Source organism: Falsiroseomonas sp. HW251 (assembly GCF_050563545.1).
Classification (GTDB): Bacteria; Pseudomonadota; Alphaproteobacteria; order Acetobacterales; family Acetobacteraceae; genus Falsiroseomonas.
Genome location: NZ_JBNXUM010000009.1, coordinates 1 through 14,201, shown reverse-complemented (window position 1 = coordinate 14,201; position 14,201 = coordinate 1). Strand labels below are relative to the sequence as shown.

The following is a 14,201-nucleotide window of genomic DNA, read 5'->3' as shown; positions in this document are numbered from 1 at the left end:
GGCGTGGTTCTCCGAGGTGACTTGCAGGTGCGCACACTTGGCGTGAGAGGTCCTTGCGGGGGACCCCCGTCCGGTGGTGGGCGTTCAGCGCTTCGTTATTCCGCATCCGTCGCGCACCCCGGCCCGGTAGCGCGGGTGGGCCATCCCGGCCCGCGGAGCGAGCTTTTTTATGCAAGACGATTTCACTCAGGACGGCAAAGCCCTGTTCCAAACCGATTTCACGGCGCTCGACAATTCCGGGGTCAGCGGGCACGCCGTCCTTCTCGTCGATTCGGCAGCCCAGACCGTCACGGTGGACATCGAGGCGCAGGGCCTCGAGCCCGGCCAGATGCACATCCAGCACATCCACGGCTTCGCCGACGATTCCAAGAGCCACTCGCCGAGCATCGCCCAGGACACCGACGGCGACGGCTTCGTCGAACTCGGGGAAGGGCTGCCGAGCTACGGGCCGATCCAGCTCAACCTGACGCTCAACCCCGAAAACGCGGTGCATGACCACGGCGCTGGCCACGACCACACCGCCGCCGCGATCTTCCCGACGGTCGGTGCCGACGGCGTGCTCCGTTACCACGAGGTGTTTGCCTTTAACCCGGCCGACCCGAACGCGCAGGCGATCTTCGACGACATTATGCCGCTCGGCGCGAAGGAGATCGTGCTGCACGGCATGACCACGACGGCGCGCCAGGGTGCCGGCACGGAAGGCGAAGTGGACGGCACTGCCGGCTTCAAGCTGGTGCTGCCCGTCGCGTCGGGGGAGCTGACCCAGGTCGAGGGTGCGGCCGCAGTGCTGGCCGCCACGGATGCGCTCGGCGTCGATCCTGGGGCGGTGGTGGACTGGAATGCGATCGGCGACCAGGTGCAGGCCAATTTCGACGCGACGGGCCATTGGTTCCTCTGATCGGGACAGTTGCAGGGCACGGGGGAATCCCCCGTGCCCATCCCGCCTCGCCCTATCCCACCGCGTGCGACAGGAAGCCCATCTACGCCAGCACGGACGAGACCTCCGGCGCCTTGAGCACGACGAAGCCGGCCTCCCGGTAGCTGTTGGGCAGCAAAGGGACAGCATCGCCGAGCTCGTCCACCATTAGCCGTGCCATGCGCGCTTCTGTTAGCGCCTGAACGTTAGCGAAATGCTGGCGTTGAGCTGTTGCTAGACGCCCAACCAGACCTGCCGTCCTCAACTCACGCCGCCCGCTGCCGCCGCGTGATTCCGAAGCGCATCGCGAGCATCCCAAGGGCGCCGACAAGGATCCCCTGCGCCACCGGCCCGTGCACAGGGCGACCTGACCAGCCCTGACGCTGCGCCCATTCGCGGACCGAGAACTCGAGCCCGACGACGAACCACACGCAGGAGCCGCCTGGGCTGTCATGGCCGCCGAGCGCGTCCAGCGCCTCCGCCACGCGCCGCCGCGCGTCGATCTGCCGGTTCGACATCGCGTCAGCGGTGGCGCCCGCCAGCCGAATCAGCTGCGAGGTGGCGATGCCGTCCAGCGCGGCGGACCGGAACAGGGTGCGGAAGATCTGCCCCGCCTCGTGCATCTGCTCCGTGATCGTGCCGTTCGCCAGCATCATGCCAAGCGTGTCGACGGCGCGGCGGTGCTGGACCGGGCTGCCGGTCTCCGGATCCGCCTCGCGGATCGGTTCCGAGAAGCCGCCGTGCTGCAGCCGCCACTTCGACGGTGCCGCTAGATCGTCGTGCTTCGCCTTCGATGCCTTCGCCTTCCGCTTACCGGGCATGGCTGTTCCCTCCATTGCGGCGGCCCCAGCGCCGATTGGCCTCATTGGTAATGGCCTGGCGGAGCCAGTCGTCCGTGATCTCGGCGACCGGCAGGGCCACGATGCCGTGGCAATGCCAGGTGGCAGCCCGCATGGCATTCATCTCGTTCTCGTTGGTTGGGCCGCGCGTTCCGCGGTCGAGGCAGGACCGGGGCGGCAGCGGTGCGCCGTGCATGCTCATGCCCGGCCTCCCGTGGGGTCGGTCGCCCAGAGCAGCAGCGCGATTGCGTCCGCCTCGTTGTCATCTGCCGGTGTGAAGCCGCGGGCCTGGATAGCGGCGACCATCTTCGCCTTGTCGGCATTGCCCTTGCCGGTGGCGTAGCGCTTGATCGTGCCGACCGGAACGCCCTCGTAGGGGACGTCGTGTTCCTCGCACCAGGCGCTCAGCATGCCGAGGAAGCCGCCATAGATGTGGGCCGCGTCCGTCCCGGCATGTGCGCGGACTTCCTCGAACACGATCCGCGCCACGCCGCCAGACAGTGCGGCGACCTCCGCCAGCCAGCCGCGAAAGCGCAGGAAGCGCATTCCGCCGCCCTCGAAGCGGGTCGGCTTGAAAGTCATGCTGCCGGAGCTGATGCCGCCGTCCTGGGCGCGCAGCGCCCAGCCGGTGGTGGTGCCGAGGTCGAGTGCGAGCACGGCGTGGTGCGCCAGGCTGATTGCGGGCAAGAGGGCGTTGGGCGGTCCGCTTGCATTGGCAGCGGGCATGGTGAGAGTCGCGGGTGCCATGGAGGTCTCCGAGAGGGGTCGTCGTGGTGAGGGCGGCGACGGCGCGGTTCTTGGCGGAGCTCGCCGTCGCTGCCCGGCTTCGGTGCGAGATGCACGCCCGGGCGGCCCCGTGCTGTGCGGCCGGCGCATCACGGCACGTCCTCCAGCCAGGATGGCGGGAGGGGAGGATGGGGAGGATGCGGATCTGCGGCGCGCATATCCTCCCCGCCGGCAACCCAGCTTTCTCTAAGGGCTGGGGAGAAAGGGGAGGAAGGGGAGGAAATCCCGGCCCTCCCTGTAAGCGTATGCGCGCGCGCGTACGCATGTGTGTGGGGGGTGGAAATATCCTCCCCTTCCTCCCCTTTCTCCCCGGCCCGAGGTTTTCCGTGGCTTTCAGACCAATCGTTCCGGGGAGAATGCGGGGAGGATATGGTCTCGCCGATCGATATCCTCCCCGCCGGAGCGGTGTCAGGGGAGGAAGGGGAGGATCGATCGTGGCCGTCCTGAGGCGCGGGCTGCAGCTTCCAACGCTGCGCACCGTGCGCCAATGATCCCTGTCGCAGATGGACGAGGCGACCACCAACCCGAAAAGCGCGGTCGCGCAGCTTACTCAGCCCGCGGCCGAGCCGGATCTTCTGACCCTGTTCGTCACGTGCCGAGATCGGCAGGGCTGGCTCGGCGCGTACCGCGTGACCGATGAGATCGCTGGTGGTGACCTCCACTGTGCCGAAGCGATCCCACCAGATCTGGATGAAAGCGCGCCAGGCGCCGCCCTCCGTATCCGAGGCAGCCATCAGCTCTTCTAGGTTGCCGAGAAAGCTGGGTACGCGAGCGACAGCCAGGATGCCGCTCATTGTCGCCGACCACGCCTCGTAGCTGCCGATGCTGACTTCGGCGCGAGGACGGCCGGCTGCGATCCAGGCACGGCAAAGGGTGAGGCAGGCGGCCACCAGCCTCGCGCGGTTCGCGCGCACCCACGCCATGAGATCGGGATGACGGAAGCCGTCGCGGCGCCAGGGCTGGTCAGTGCGCGCGTCGAGGCGAATGCGCACGAGCCGCCGGGCGATCTCGTGCGAAGAGGTCGGGTTGTTGCCGGTGGCGACCCAGGTGCAGCGGATAGGCAGGCGCGCCATCTCCGAGACGCCGAGGATGCGGTCCTCCCAGAACGGCGCGGTGAGCGCAGCGGCGAGCGCCGCGCTATCGAGTTCCGCGCGCAGGTTGTCGATGAGCACGAGCGAGGGGATCTGGCGCAGCTTCGCGGTCATGCGCTTGCGCCACTCCTCGTCGTCGCGCCCTTCTGTCATGACCGACGCGCCGCAGCCGGTATGGATGGTGGCGATGACGTCGACCATCAGCGTGGCGCCGGTGCCAGGGAAGGCTTTTCGATGAGGTGCAGCGGCGTCGGCCCATCGATCATTGCGCGCACGAATCCGAGCAGCAGCAGGCAGAGCGCGTGTGCCCGCTCCGCCTCCGAGGTGAACGGGAAGTCGCCCAACAGCTCGTCGAGCAGCAGCGATCTGGCGCCGGCGACGTCCGTTGCGGTGGGGCGGTCAGGGACTGGCGGCAGGACGAAGCCCGGCGGCGGGCGGTAGAGGAGCCGCGCGTCGGGATGGTAGCCGGGCTCGGTAAGCAGAACGCCCGCGCGTCCGAGCACCGGTGCGGTGACTATGCCAGCCAGCACCGGCAGTGCCGGATCGGGCGTGGCGATCATCGACTTCACCACGCCGGTCGGCGGCGGTGCCGGCACCAGGTCGCCTTTGACGTTGACCTTTCGCCAGTCGGCGAGCTTAGCGAGCATGTGCCGCAGGCGTTCCTCACGGACCGTCACCGGCACCGGGCGGCCTTCATCGTCGGGCACGACCCAGGACGGCTCTCCGCCGAGCCGAAACAGCCAGGGCGAGCGGTTTGCCCCGAGCACGAGGCTCCAGGCGCGCCCGGTAGCTCGATCGAGATTGCCCTCGTCGGTCCGTGCCGTCGGCAGTGGATACGCCGGTTCGACAAAGCCGATCGGCAGGTGCCGGCCTGTTTCGGGATCCTGGGACGGAGCGCTGCCAGCGTTGCCGCGCATCGCCCAGTCCATCAGGGTCGCGATTGCCTCGGCGCCGTCGCGCTGCAGCATGTCGTTGAAGTCGTCGCCCTCGCGTGGCGGGAGAGCAATGCTGACCTCGCGCCCATCGAGGCGGAGCTTCGCCCAGGCCGCCTCGGCGGCGCGAAGGCCGGCGCCGGACGCGTCGTGGTCGGCGAGGATGACGACGCGCCGTGCCTCCGGCGGCAGCACTACTTGCTCGACGCCGCTAGTGGAGAGCGCGGACCAGACAGGGAGGCCCGGGCAGGCCAGCATAGCGGCGAGGCCGGTCTCGATGCCTTCGCAGAGGCCGAGCACGCCGTGCGGGCCAATCGGAGCCAGCCGGACCGTGCCACCGCCGCTCTTACCGAGCGCCATGCGCGGCTTGGGTATGTCGGCCTTACGGACCGCGTCACCGTTCTCCCGGAGGTAGGTCCGGTGCACCGCCACCACCTCGCCGGTGAGGTTGCGCACCAGGCCGAGCATGGCGGGGTAGCCGGCGCGGGTTTCGAAGTTCGCGAGGTCGGGGTGGAACAGCAGGTCTGCACTGTCCGGCACTGCAAGGCCGCGGTCGCGGAGGTAGCGCTCCGCCGCGGTTCCGCGGATCGGCAGCGCGTGTTCGCGGATGAAGGCGATCTCGTGCGTGGCGTCACGCTCCGGCTTCGGCGCCGCCGGCGGCTCCTGCCGGGCGGGACCTTCGCCGGTCCAGCCGATCATCGCTGCCGCATGCGCGAACAGCGCCCGATCCGCCAGCCCTGTCCCCTGCGCCAGAGTCGAGAGGGGCCCGCCACCGTCGCCACCGTCGAAGTCGTGCCAGTCGCCTGCATGCTCGCCGCGCAGCATGATCACGCAGGAGCCCGACTGCCGCGGCGGTGCGCCGTGGATATTGGCCAGCCGCCATTCGTCGCCTTGCCGTCGGCCGTTCGGGAACAGGCCCGGCACCCAAGCTAGGGCCGTGTCCCGCAGTCCGCGCACGATCTCCTCGAGGTCGTAGCGGATCGGTGCTGCGGCGGCGTCGTTCAGGTCAATCAAGCAGGACCAGCCCGCGCTCCGCGCACGTGATCGCGGTGTAGAGCCAGCGCGCACGATCCTCGGGAGTGCGGGAGAGGCCGTCGTCGTAGACGACGACGTTCTCCCACTGGCTTCCCTGCGCCTTGTGGCAGGTGATCGCGTAGCCCCAGGAGGTCTCGATCAGACCGCGCAGCTCACGCCAGTCCTGCCGCGCGCGATCCGGCTGCAGTCGAACGTGGTCGTCGTAGTGACCCTTGTAGAAGCGATGCCGGCCGGCGATCGCGAGGCCATCCTCGGTTGTGACGCTTGCGCGGAAGGAAAGAGGGCCGTCATCCTCGATCTCGGCGAGGTTGACGAACATTCCATTGACCAGGCCGAGGTCATGCCGGTTCTTGAGGCAGATGATCTTTTCGCTGCGCCCGTCCGGATAAGTGGCTGGAAAGCCGGCGGCCACCTTCATCGCCCCGTTCAACCACAGCCTGGTGCTGTTCCGTCCGCAGATGACCTGACCGCCGCGGAGCATCTGCACCGGGCCGACGGCGTTTCGCGGTAGCTTCCAGACATGCTCGTCATGTCCGCCGGGCGGGATCTCGATCCGCTGCCGCGCCATGGTGGCGAGGCGGATGATCGCGCTCTCACCGGCCTGGCGGTGGATCTCGGTGAGCATCACGTCGGGTGGCGCCTCGGTGAAGGCACCGGCGCCCTTGATCGGCGGGAGCTGGCCAGGATCGCCGAGCACCAGGATCGGCTTGCCGAAGGCGAGCAGGTCGGCCGCCATCTCCGGCCCGACCATCGAGACCTCGTCGAGCACGAGCAGCGCGGCGTCTCGCACGCGCGACTGCTCGTTCAGCAGGAAGGAGGGCTTGTGGATGTCGGCGAGCCGGAGCTGCAGCTTGCTGATCTGCGTCTCCGCGAAGGCGCGCTCGGCTGGCCTCATGCGCCCGAGCTCGCGCTGGAGGTCAAACAGCTCCTTCTCGACGCGGGCGATCTCCTCCGGCGTCGCCTCCGAGACGCGGTAGATGAGCGAGTGGATGGTGGAGGCTGGTGTGCCCTTGCGGGTCATTACCAGCGCCGCCTTGCCGGTAAAGGCCGCAAACAGCACGCCGCCGGCGGTGTCGCCGTCGCGCGCCATGGGTTCGAGGCCGAGCGCCTCGATCGCCGCGGCCGTGATGGTGCTCTTGCCGGTTCCGGCATAGCCGAACAGCCGGAACACCTGCTGCTGGAGCGCGCGATGACGGTACCAGTCTACAATGGCCACGATAGCCGCGGCCTGCTGGGGCGAGGGTGTGATGCTCATGCTCGCGTCTCCCAGCAGCGGGCGGCGTAGGGACAGAAACGGCAGAGGTAAAAGTCGCGCGCCTGCGCTACGCGCGGCGGCACTTCGCCAGCGTCAGCGGCGCGGAGAATGTCGACGGCGTGGTCCGAGAGACGCTGCGCTTCGGCCGCATCGAATGGGATGGCCTCGTGGCGCAGCACCAGCGTGTCGCGGTTCAGCGCGGTAAGCAGCGCGACCTCGATGCCGAAGTACGCCATGTAGAGCTGCACTTGCGCGAAGTAGATGGGCTTCGAGAGACGCAGCCCGCGCTTCACCAGATCGGTCCAGGATTTCTGGCCGAGCGCCTTGTGCTCCCAGAGGCAGGGCCAACGGATGCCGACGTCAGGTCCCGCGACGATCACGCCATCGGCGTGGCCGCGAAGCCGGCCTCGCGCAGCGACAAAGCCGAACTGCTCTCCGTCCAGTCCTCGATCGCGCAGATCGAAGCCCGCCTGCCGCAACCAGCGGATGGACAGAGCCTCGAATTGGTGACCAGCATCGAACACCCGCAGGATGCTGGCGTCGAAGTCTCGCTCCTTCGGCGCATGCGTGATCTCGTAGACCAGCTTGCGCGCGCAGGGTTCGCCAACGCGACTGCCACCGAGATAGTCACGCGGAGCCTGCCGGCGCTGGCGCGCGAGCAGCGCCGCGTCAATTGCCGCATTGACGCGCGCGGTGACCGCATCCGCGTCGCTGGGCGGCGCATTGTCTCGGCCGTAGACCGCGCCGGAGCCGTGGTTCATGTCGAGCATGCAGATCTCCGGTTCCTTCGTGCCTTCGCCGTCGGGCTGTCCTGTCCGGTTCGGTTTCGGCAGTAGTCCACGAAGCCCGGCGCGTTCAGATTCTCCTTCTGTGTGCCCCAGCGCAGGTTGCTTGCTCTGTTGTTGGCCGCGTTCTCGTCGAGGTGCATGACCACGGCACCCTCGAAGGGAGACGGACCGTGAAATGCCTCAGCGACGAGCCGTGCGACCTTCCAGGTCCGCTCATCCACTGTCGTCACGAAGCGCCCGTCGGCCTTGTTCCAGACGCCGAAGGTCGGTGTCCCCCCGTAGGGACGCTCTCCGCCGTGCGGCATTGGCCCGCGATACGGCGTGATCATCGCGCGTCCTTCGCTGCTGGCAAGCACGCCGGGCACGCTGGGGACATCGCGCCAGATCTCTCCGGTGCTCATGGCGATCTCCCCTCAGCTAAAAGGAATCGGGTCGTCGAGCGGGTCGCGCTCGGCGGCCTGGCGCTGCATTGAGGCCTGGAAGCCATCGACGCAGGCCTCGATGATCCGGTCGATCTCGCCTGCGCTGCGGCCGTGGAACGGGGCCAGCAGGTTCAGCTCGGTGAGCACCTCGGCGAGTGGCCGACGCGCTTCCTTAACCGCCTGCTGCTCCATCGGCGTCTTGTCGATCACGCCGCCGCTCCGCCGCGCCAGCGCGCTGCCGCTCTGCGCGCAGGCCATGCTGCAAAACTGGTAACGCGGGAACTCGCCGAAGCGCAGGCCGTGGACGTAGCCGTGGCCCTTCGCCTCGCGGCCGCAGAGCGCACAGACCAGACGCCGGACCTGATCGTCCGGCGTGCACCGTGGCGCCGCCGACGCTGCCGCGGGTCGGGGCGGCGACGGCCGCGGTTTGCTCCAGCGCCGGCGCGCCATGCCAACATCAGCCGTTCAGCCATGCGGGGCCGCCCGCGGTGGGGGACGCTTGCGGCACGGGCGCGGCCTGGGCCGAAGAGGGCGCCACCGGGGGGGCCCAGCTGCGCCCGGCCATGGCAGGCGACTGTGCCGCGCCCGTGTTGGCCCAGGCGGCGGGGGCGGCGGGCGCGGGTACCTGGCGCTTGGGCCGCGGCGGTGACGGTGCAGGCGGCACCGTCTCCCCGGCCATGATCGGCCGGTATTCCGGCTCGCCCGGCAGCACGACCCGCTCCAGCCGATTGCTGGCACTGTAGCCCGCGTCCGAAGCCGGCTCGATGCAGATCTTGGCGGCGAAGGTGATACCGGACAGATCGGCAAGGCCGCGCAGCACCCGCTTTGCCTTCGCCGTCTCGCTCATGTCGTTCGGATCGAGGCCGAGCGCGCTGTCGATCATCGCGCGGAAGGTCCCCTTGGAGATCTTCCAGGCGATGGAGACGCCGTGCTCGTCAACCTTCCCGCCCGCCACGGTGAAGTTCTGCCAGAACTTCCGCTTGGTGTGCGGGCCGGTCACCACGGTGAACTCAGCGTCGACCATCTTGGCGTCGCTGCCGTTGCGCGACGCCTTCAGCAGGCCACGGTCCACCTCGCCCTGGCCGTCGGTCCCGCCGGGGCGGATCACCATGGTGACCTTGGCGAAGGTGCCGTCGGGGATCACGTCGGAGCTGCGCGGCAGCTCGGCGTCGTTCATGTCGTACATCGGTGGCTCCTGTCGGCTCAGGCGGTGGGTGCGGCGGTGGCGTTGATCTTGCGGAGCAGCGCGGCGAGGTCGGCGGGCTCTGTTTCGTCGAGTCGGCCGGAGCGATCTTTCGCGGGCAGCCCGAAGCGATTGCCGGCGCGACACACAAACATTCGCTCGGTGCCGTGCTCGGGATCGTGACGCAGCGTGCCGTCCTTCTCCCGCGTGAAGAGCGCCATGGAGATGACCTGGTCGACGATGCCGGGCAGTTCGCGCGCGGCCTTGCCGCCCTCCATCTGCGGCTGCCATGTGGCCTTGCCGAACTCGTCGGTGTGCTTCTCCAGGATGCCGACCATGATGGTGGTCTTGCCTGGCGCGTGCTGGAGATGCTTCAGCAGCCCAATCACCTCGCGCGCCATCAGGCCGTAGGCGCCGCGCACATCGGGCTTGCCGGTCTTTTCGGAGAACGCCTCGGGCTGCTTCTTGGCCCAAGCCATCGCCTGGCGCGTCAGGTCGGTGATGCTATCCAGGAACACGATCGACTTGCTGCCGAGCAGCGCGACCAGCTCGGGATGCTGGCCGGCGAAGTGCGTGTAGTGCTGCTGCGAGAAGAACGCCTCCGGCGCCGCGGCGGGATTCGGGCCACCGACGAGGGAGGCGAGCACCACCAGGTCCTCGAAGCAGCGGACGGGGATGCTGTCGCCAGGCCAGTCCTGGACGGACTTCATCCCGGCCTCGAGGTCGATGCAGACCGTCTCGCTGGGCGACAAACGCTTCAGCTGCGTCGTCTTGCCGACGCCGGTCTGGCCGAACAGCGCGATCGTGGTCTTGTTGACCGCCCGGGAGAGCCGCTCGTCGGCAGTAATGATGCGGAGCGTCATCAGCCGATCTCCCCGAACAGGAAGGGAGTGCTGGCGTGCGGGCTGTCGCGCCGCTCCGTCTCGGACATGATGGTCAGGCGGTAGACCGGCCTGCCTGTGCGAACAGTGCGCGCCGGCTCGAAAGCCCTGCGGATTCGCTCCGGCCAGGCGGTGTAGGCGCGCTCCGAGACCTTGAAGCTGACCTCGAGGTATTCGCTCGGGTCCTCGCCACCGGTGCGGATCTGGTCAGCAAGCGTGGCGAGGCGGCGCTGGTCCCATTCCACCCGCTTCGGGAGCTCGACGGCGATCTCCACGGTCCCGTCTTGGAACCGGACCGTGCCAGTGTCCTTCCGCGCCTCCGCGCGGGCACCGATCGCGCGCTGCTCGTAGCGGAGCGCCACGGCGGCCTCGATCCAGTCCTGCATGCGCTTCGCGCTGTCAACGGCCTCGCGGGCGTCGGACTGCAGGAGCGCAAGCTGATCGGCCGGCAGCGCGATGACGTCGCCGACTGGAAGGTTATGGACGCTCTCGAGCGTCGGGCGGTTGCTTTGCGTCTGCATCACGCCGCCTCCGCCAGGAGCAGTGACGGCGCGGCCAACGCGCGGGCGCTGCGGGCGCTCAGCGGGCGGCGACGAACCACCAGCAGATACGCGAAGCACGCCTCGCCGACGCGACGCTGCAGCAGGTCCGCCCATCCCGCCGCTGCCAGCCGCCAGGCGCGGGCCGCCAGGGCGTTCAGCGCATCGCGCTGCTCCGGCGCGAGATTGGTGGCGAGCCGGTCGCGATCGCGCGCCAGCATGCCGACGTGATAGACGATGGACGTGCCAGGCGTGGCGTCGGCCAGGCGATCCTGGAGCTCGTTCTCGGTGCTGACGACGTCGGCGCGTGTGGTGAACGGCAGCACGGCGTGGCAGGCGGGGTGCTGTATGCGCATCGGCGCGAGATCCTTTCTGCACATGGTTCGGCATCTCCTCTTTACGGAGCGGGATGCGATTTTCTCTCAGGGGTTCGCGCTGCTCGGCGCACGCATCGGCGTCGCGCGGGTTGGCCGCAGCCCGGCAGCGTGCAGCCAGCAGCGCAGCTCGGCCATGGCTCGGTAGAAGGCGGCGCAGGATCCCGACGCCTCTCGCTGCGCATCCGCGATGTCGGTGGTGCGCCGGATCAGATCGAGCAGCAGGCGGCAGGGCGCGGGGATCTCGTCACCGACGCGCGCGAGGTCGAGCGCAATGTCCGGATCGACCTCGTCGCACTGGGTCGCGGAGGCGCCGGCGGGGAAGGCGTCCAGATCAAGGTCGACAAAGACCGGCCGGGGACCACGCCGGCGAGCCCGTACGCGATCCGCGACCGCATGCTGCGCCAGGATTGTCGCGAAGGCGGCCCACCGCCCGCGCGCGGCATCGAAGCGCGCGTCGCGCTCCAGCATGGCGAGCAGGATGTCCTGACGCAGATCCTCCCGGTCGCAACGCGATAGGCTCAGCCGGCGCCCGCCGCGGTGCGCGTAGCGGCCGGCGATGGCGAGGCTGGCGGCGAGGCGGTCAGGGTCCCAGCTGGCGGGTTGAGGCGAGGGTCGGGGGCCTTGCGTGGCCATTTTGGTCTCCGGCGTCGGGCGGGGTGTTGCGACGCCAGGAATGGACCACGGCCGGGTTCGGCCAGTTGAACAGCAAAGGCAATAATTCCTGGACAGGAGATCGGCGGAATTGCTGACCGACGCGAAGCACCGCTTTGTCCAGGGCTTCCGGCCGGCGTAGCCCTGCCCGCTAAATCGGTTCGTCAATTTAATGACCGGATTGTTGTCCGCGCGCTGGACTCACAGTGGGGATAGAACGTAAACAGAACATACCGCCTTGCGCAGGCACGCAAACACGGGAGGCCATCATCCATGACCGTCGCCCTGTCCTACCCGCATGACGCCAAGACCGGCGCGCCGCGCCCGCTCCAGGCCGAAACCCTCTGGGCCGTGGCCGCGCAATTGCGCGATGCCGTTGCCCGGGATGGCTCGCCCTGGGCGCTCAGCAGCCGCGCGCTGGTCGCGGCCGCCAAACGGCTTCAGGTGAACGGCCGCGAGATCGCCTCTACCTGGGACTTCTCGCAGCGTGTCCATCACGCTGCGGGTCGGGAAGTGCTCGGCGTCTTCGAGACGGATCCCTCCGCGCCTGGGCTCGCGCTGGTGTCGGTGAACGGCCAAATGATCAGGAACCGGCCGGATCTTGAGCTCAGCACGGTGGCACATGAGATCGGCCACATCGTGTTCGATGCGCCGGCGTCGGTCGCGGAGCCGACGCGGCGCTATCGCTCGGAAACGCGCGGGCCCGGCTGCCTCGATGGCGCCACCGCCCGCGCGGAGCGACGCGCCAACGAGTTCATGGGCGCGCTGCTGGTGCCGCCCCAGCCACTGCACCTGCGGCTTGTGGCGCGGGCACGCAGCGAGGGTCTGCGTATGATGCACGCGCCGCATCGCGGGCGCCCGGGCTGCCGGGTCCTTCCTGCGAGCACACCGCCCGACGCGCTCGCCGGACTGACAGCTGCGCTGGCCGGCGATTTCGGCGTGTCGGATCGCTTCATCGCGGTGCGGCTGCGGCGTTACCGACTCATCGCAGGAGACGCGTCATGAGCTTCGGCCCCATCATCCGGGAGCGGCGCATCGCGCTTGGCATCGGGCTGGTGGACATGTCCGAGCGGCTCGGCATCTCCGCGCCCTACCTCTCACGCATCGAGCGCGAGCTGGAGAGCCCGCCCAGGGACGAGCTTATCGAGCGGGCTGCGGCAATCCTTGGGCTGCAGATGGACGACCTGTTCGTGAAGGCCCGCCGGCTACCCCCCGATATGCGAGATAACATGGAGACGGTGGTGCGCGCCTACCGGCGGCTGCGCTCGATCGGAGGACGGTGACGGCATGTCGCGCCTGATCTCGCGAAAGCCCTACTACACGCTGGCAGAGGTGTGCGAGCGCTGGTCGCTGAGCATGGCGGACATCACCGCTTATTCCCTGGAAGGTGAGCTCATCGTCTCCATTGCTGTCGGCGGATTGCCCTTCGCGGTGAGCGACATCGACCATGAGGAGGATGGCCGACCGTTCCACATTCCTTGCGGCACGCGCTGGCACGTCGGCACGATTGATCTGCATCGCATCGAAGCGTTCGCGGTGCTCGAAGGCGGCGAGGCTGCTGTGGGCCGCTTTCTGTCGGCCGCCGGCCAGCTGTTAGAGCCGCTCGGCGAAAAGGATGAGCGCGCGCAGATATATGTCGCTCGCGACGCCCTCGTGGTGCGGCATGCCGAGCTTGAGCGCTTCGAAGCGGCGCACGCGAAGCTGCCGCCTCCGGAGGCCCGCGTGCGCAGCCCCTCGGCACCGGAACGCCGCCGCGGTCGAGGAGCTCCGGTGAAGTACGATTGGGAGGGCGCGCTGTGCGAAGTCGTCGTCATGGTCAACGACGAAGGCGTGCCGGAAACCGAGCGGGAGCTGATCGACAAGGTGCGTGACTGGTTCGCCGCCCAGATCGGCCCCGACAACGTCCCCTGCGACACCTCCATCAAGAATCGGATCAGCCGCTTCTGGAACCGGATCAAGCCCGACATTGGCAGGCCGTCAGCGCTGCGCAGCATTCATGACGTGCTGACCGAGAGGCCGCCTGAGAACAAGCGCCGCGCCGGGTCGTAGAGGAGAGGCAGGACAGTGCGTGTCGGAGCACCATGGCCCTGCCAGTCAATCAGCACCTCCCGCCCCATCTCCGGGAGGTCTGCGACCTCCTCGCCCGCGGCCTACTGCGGCTGCGCAGCCGCGCTGCCGAAGACGATGCGCGGGATGCCGAGATAGCTCGGGGCGCGGGAGACGTTCGCCTACACTCCACCGACCGGCAGCGCCGTCATGCGAACCCCAGGAGAAAGGGAGTCGCATGACCCGACGATCGACCGCGAAGGCAAAGCAGGGGAGCGCCGCGCCGCCGGCGCCCACTGTCCCGAAGATCCCGCCGGCGCAGGTCCTGCCGCGCCTCGCCGCGCTGCAGACCGCGACGGCAGCCGAACTGAAGGACCAGTGGCGGGCTCTGTTCGGCAAGGAGCCGCCGCCCTTCAACCGGCCATACCTAGTCAGTCGGTTGGCCTACCGCATCCAGGAG

The 14,201-nt window shown here is 68.8% G+C and carries 19 protein-coding genes; 5 read left to right on the top strand and 14 right to left on the bottom strand.

Translation table 11 applies throughout. The features are described 5' to 3' along the window. The first annotated feature begins 169 nt into the window (after positions 1-169). The gene (locus ACLF3M_RS12385) at positions 170-898 is read left to right on the top strand and encodes a hypothetical protein (protein WP_430657241.1); all 729 of its coding nucleotides are present in this window, start codon (positions 170-172) and stop codon (positions 896-898) included. A gap of 284 nt (positions 899-1,182) precedes the next feature. Here ACLF3M_RS12385 and ACLF3M_RS12380 read toward each other — a convergent pair whose 3' ends face one another. The 14 genes from ACLF3M_RS12380 to ACLF3M_RS12315 all read right to left on the bottom strand — a co-directional run bounded on the left by ACLF3M_RS12380 (position 1,183) and on the right by ACLF3M_RS12315 (position 11,677). Next, positions 1,183-1,737: a hypothetical protein gene (locus ACLF3M_RS12380; protein ID WP_430657240.1), complete on the bottom strand. Its 555-nt coding sequence runs from the start codon at positions 1,735-1,737 to the stop codon at positions 1,183-1,185. Further along, on the bottom strand, positions 1,727-1,957 hold the full coding sequence (locus tag ACLF3M_RS12375; protein ID WP_430657239.1) for a hypothetical protein: 231 nt from the start codon (positions 1,955-1,957) through the stop codon (positions 1,727-1,729). Before ACLF3M_RS12375 ends, ACLF3M_RS12380 begins: the two co-directional genes overlap by 11 nt. Further along, complete coding sequence (locus ACLF3M_RS12370) at positions 1,954-2,502, bottom strand: crossover junction endodeoxyribonuclease RuvC (RefSeq protein ID WP_430657238.1); 549 nt, start codon at positions 2,500-2,502, stop codon at positions 1,954-1,956. The genes ACLF3M_RS12375 and ACLF3M_RS12370 overlap by 4 nt, the downstream gene beginning before the upstream one ends. Before the next feature lie 128 nt (positions 2,503-2,630). Continuing rightward, the gene (locus tag ACLF3M_RS12365; RefSeq protein ID WP_430657237.1) at positions 2,631-3,833 is read right to left on the bottom strand and encodes a hypothetical protein; all 1,203 of its coding nucleotides are present in this window, start codon (positions 3,831-3,833) and stop codon (positions 2,631-2,633) included. Then, positions 3,833-5,578, bottom strand: coding sequence for a DUF7146 domain-containing protein (locus ACLF3M_RS12360; protein WP_430657236.1), 1,746 nt, complete (start codon positions 5,576-5,578; stop codon positions 3,833-3,835). The genes ACLF3M_RS12365 and ACLF3M_RS12360 overlap by 1 nt, the downstream gene beginning before the upstream one ends. Continuing rightward, positions 5,571-6,854, bottom strand: coding sequence for an ATP-dependent DNA helicase (locus ACLF3M_RS12355; protein WP_430657235.1), 1,284 nt, complete (start codon positions 6,852-6,854; stop codon positions 5,571-5,573). Before ACLF3M_RS12355 ends, ACLF3M_RS12360 begins: the two co-directional genes overlap by 8 nt. Then, positions 6,851-7,624 (bottom strand): hypothetical protein, encoded by a 774-nt coding sequence (locus tag ACLF3M_RS12350; protein WP_430657234.1) that lies wholly within the window; start codon positions 7,622-7,624, stop codon positions 6,851-6,853. The genes ACLF3M_RS12355 and ACLF3M_RS12350 overlap by 4 nt, the downstream gene beginning before the upstream one ends. Next, the gene (locus tag ACLF3M_RS12345; protein ID WP_430657233.1) at positions 7,612-8,043 is read right to left on the bottom strand and encodes an HNH endonuclease signature motif containing protein; all 432 of its coding nucleotides are present in this window, start codon (positions 8,041-8,043) and stop codon (positions 7,612-7,614) included. Before ACLF3M_RS12345 ends, ACLF3M_RS12350 begins: the two co-directional genes overlap by 13 nt. A gap of 12 nt (positions 8,044-8,055) precedes the next feature. Next, positions 8,056-8,514, bottom strand: coding sequence for a DUF6511 domain-containing protein (locus ACLF3M_RS12340; protein ID WP_430657232.1), 459 nt, complete (start codon positions 8,512-8,514; stop codon positions 8,056-8,058). Between the two features lie 7 nt (positions 8,515-8,521). Next, complete coding sequence (locus ACLF3M_RS12335; protein WP_430657231.1) at positions 8,522-9,241, bottom strand: hypothetical protein; 720 nt, start codon at positions 9,239-9,241, stop codon at positions 8,522-8,524. A gap of 26 nt (positions 9,242-9,267) precedes the next feature. Further along, on the bottom strand, positions 9,268-10,110 hold the full coding sequence (locus ACLF3M_RS12330; RefSeq protein ID WP_430657230.1) for an ATP-binding protein: 843 nt from the start codon (positions 10,108-10,110) through the stop codon (positions 9,268-9,270). Then, entirely contained in the window at positions 10,110-10,649 is a 540-nt protein-coding gene (locus tag ACLF3M_RS12325) for a hypothetical protein (RefSeq protein ID WP_430657229.1), read from the bottom strand. Before ACLF3M_RS12325 ends, ACLF3M_RS12330 begins: the two co-directional genes overlap by 1 nt. Next, on the bottom strand, positions 10,649-11,023 hold the full coding sequence (locus ACLF3M_RS12320) for a hypothetical protein (protein WP_430657228.1): 375 nt from the start codon (positions 11,021-11,023) through the stop codon (positions 10,649-10,651). The genes ACLF3M_RS12325 and ACLF3M_RS12320 overlap by 1 nt, the downstream gene beginning before the upstream one ends. A gap of 66 nt (positions 11,024-11,089) precedes the next feature. Beyond that, complete coding sequence (locus tag ACLF3M_RS12315) at positions 11,090-11,677, bottom strand: sigma factor (protein ID WP_430657227.1); 588 nt, start codon at positions 11,675-11,677, stop codon at positions 11,090-11,092. Between the two features lie 291 nt (positions 11,678-11,968). Here ACLF3M_RS12315 and ACLF3M_RS12310 point away from each other — a divergent pair, with 291 nt between their 5' ends. The 4 genes from ACLF3M_RS12310 to ACLF3M_RS12295 all read left to right on the top strand — a co-directional run. Next, a complete protein-coding gene (locus tag ACLF3M_RS12310) occupies positions 11,969-12,700 on the top strand; it encodes an ImmA/IrrE family metallo-endopeptidase (protein ID WP_430657226.1) in 732 nt (243 codons plus the stop codon). Next, a complete protein-coding gene (locus ACLF3M_RS12305) occupies positions 12,697-12,978 on the top strand; it encodes a helix-turn-helix domain-containing protein (protein ID WP_430657225.1) in 282 nt (93 codons plus the stop codon). Before ACLF3M_RS12310 ends, ACLF3M_RS12305 begins: the two co-directional genes overlap by 4 nt. Before the next feature lie 4 nt (positions 12,979-12,982). Next, the gene (locus tag ACLF3M_RS12300) at positions 12,983-13,744 is read left to right on the top strand and encodes a hypothetical protein (protein WP_430657224.1); all 762 of its coding nucleotides are present in this window, start codon (positions 12,983-12,985) and stop codon (positions 13,742-13,744) included. Positions 13,745-13,979: 235 nt separating this feature from the next. Further along, on the top strand, positions 13,980-14,201 hold a 222-nt coding region (locus ACLF3M_RS12295; RefSeq protein ID WP_430657223.1), incomplete at its 3' end, for a DUF2924 domain-containing protein.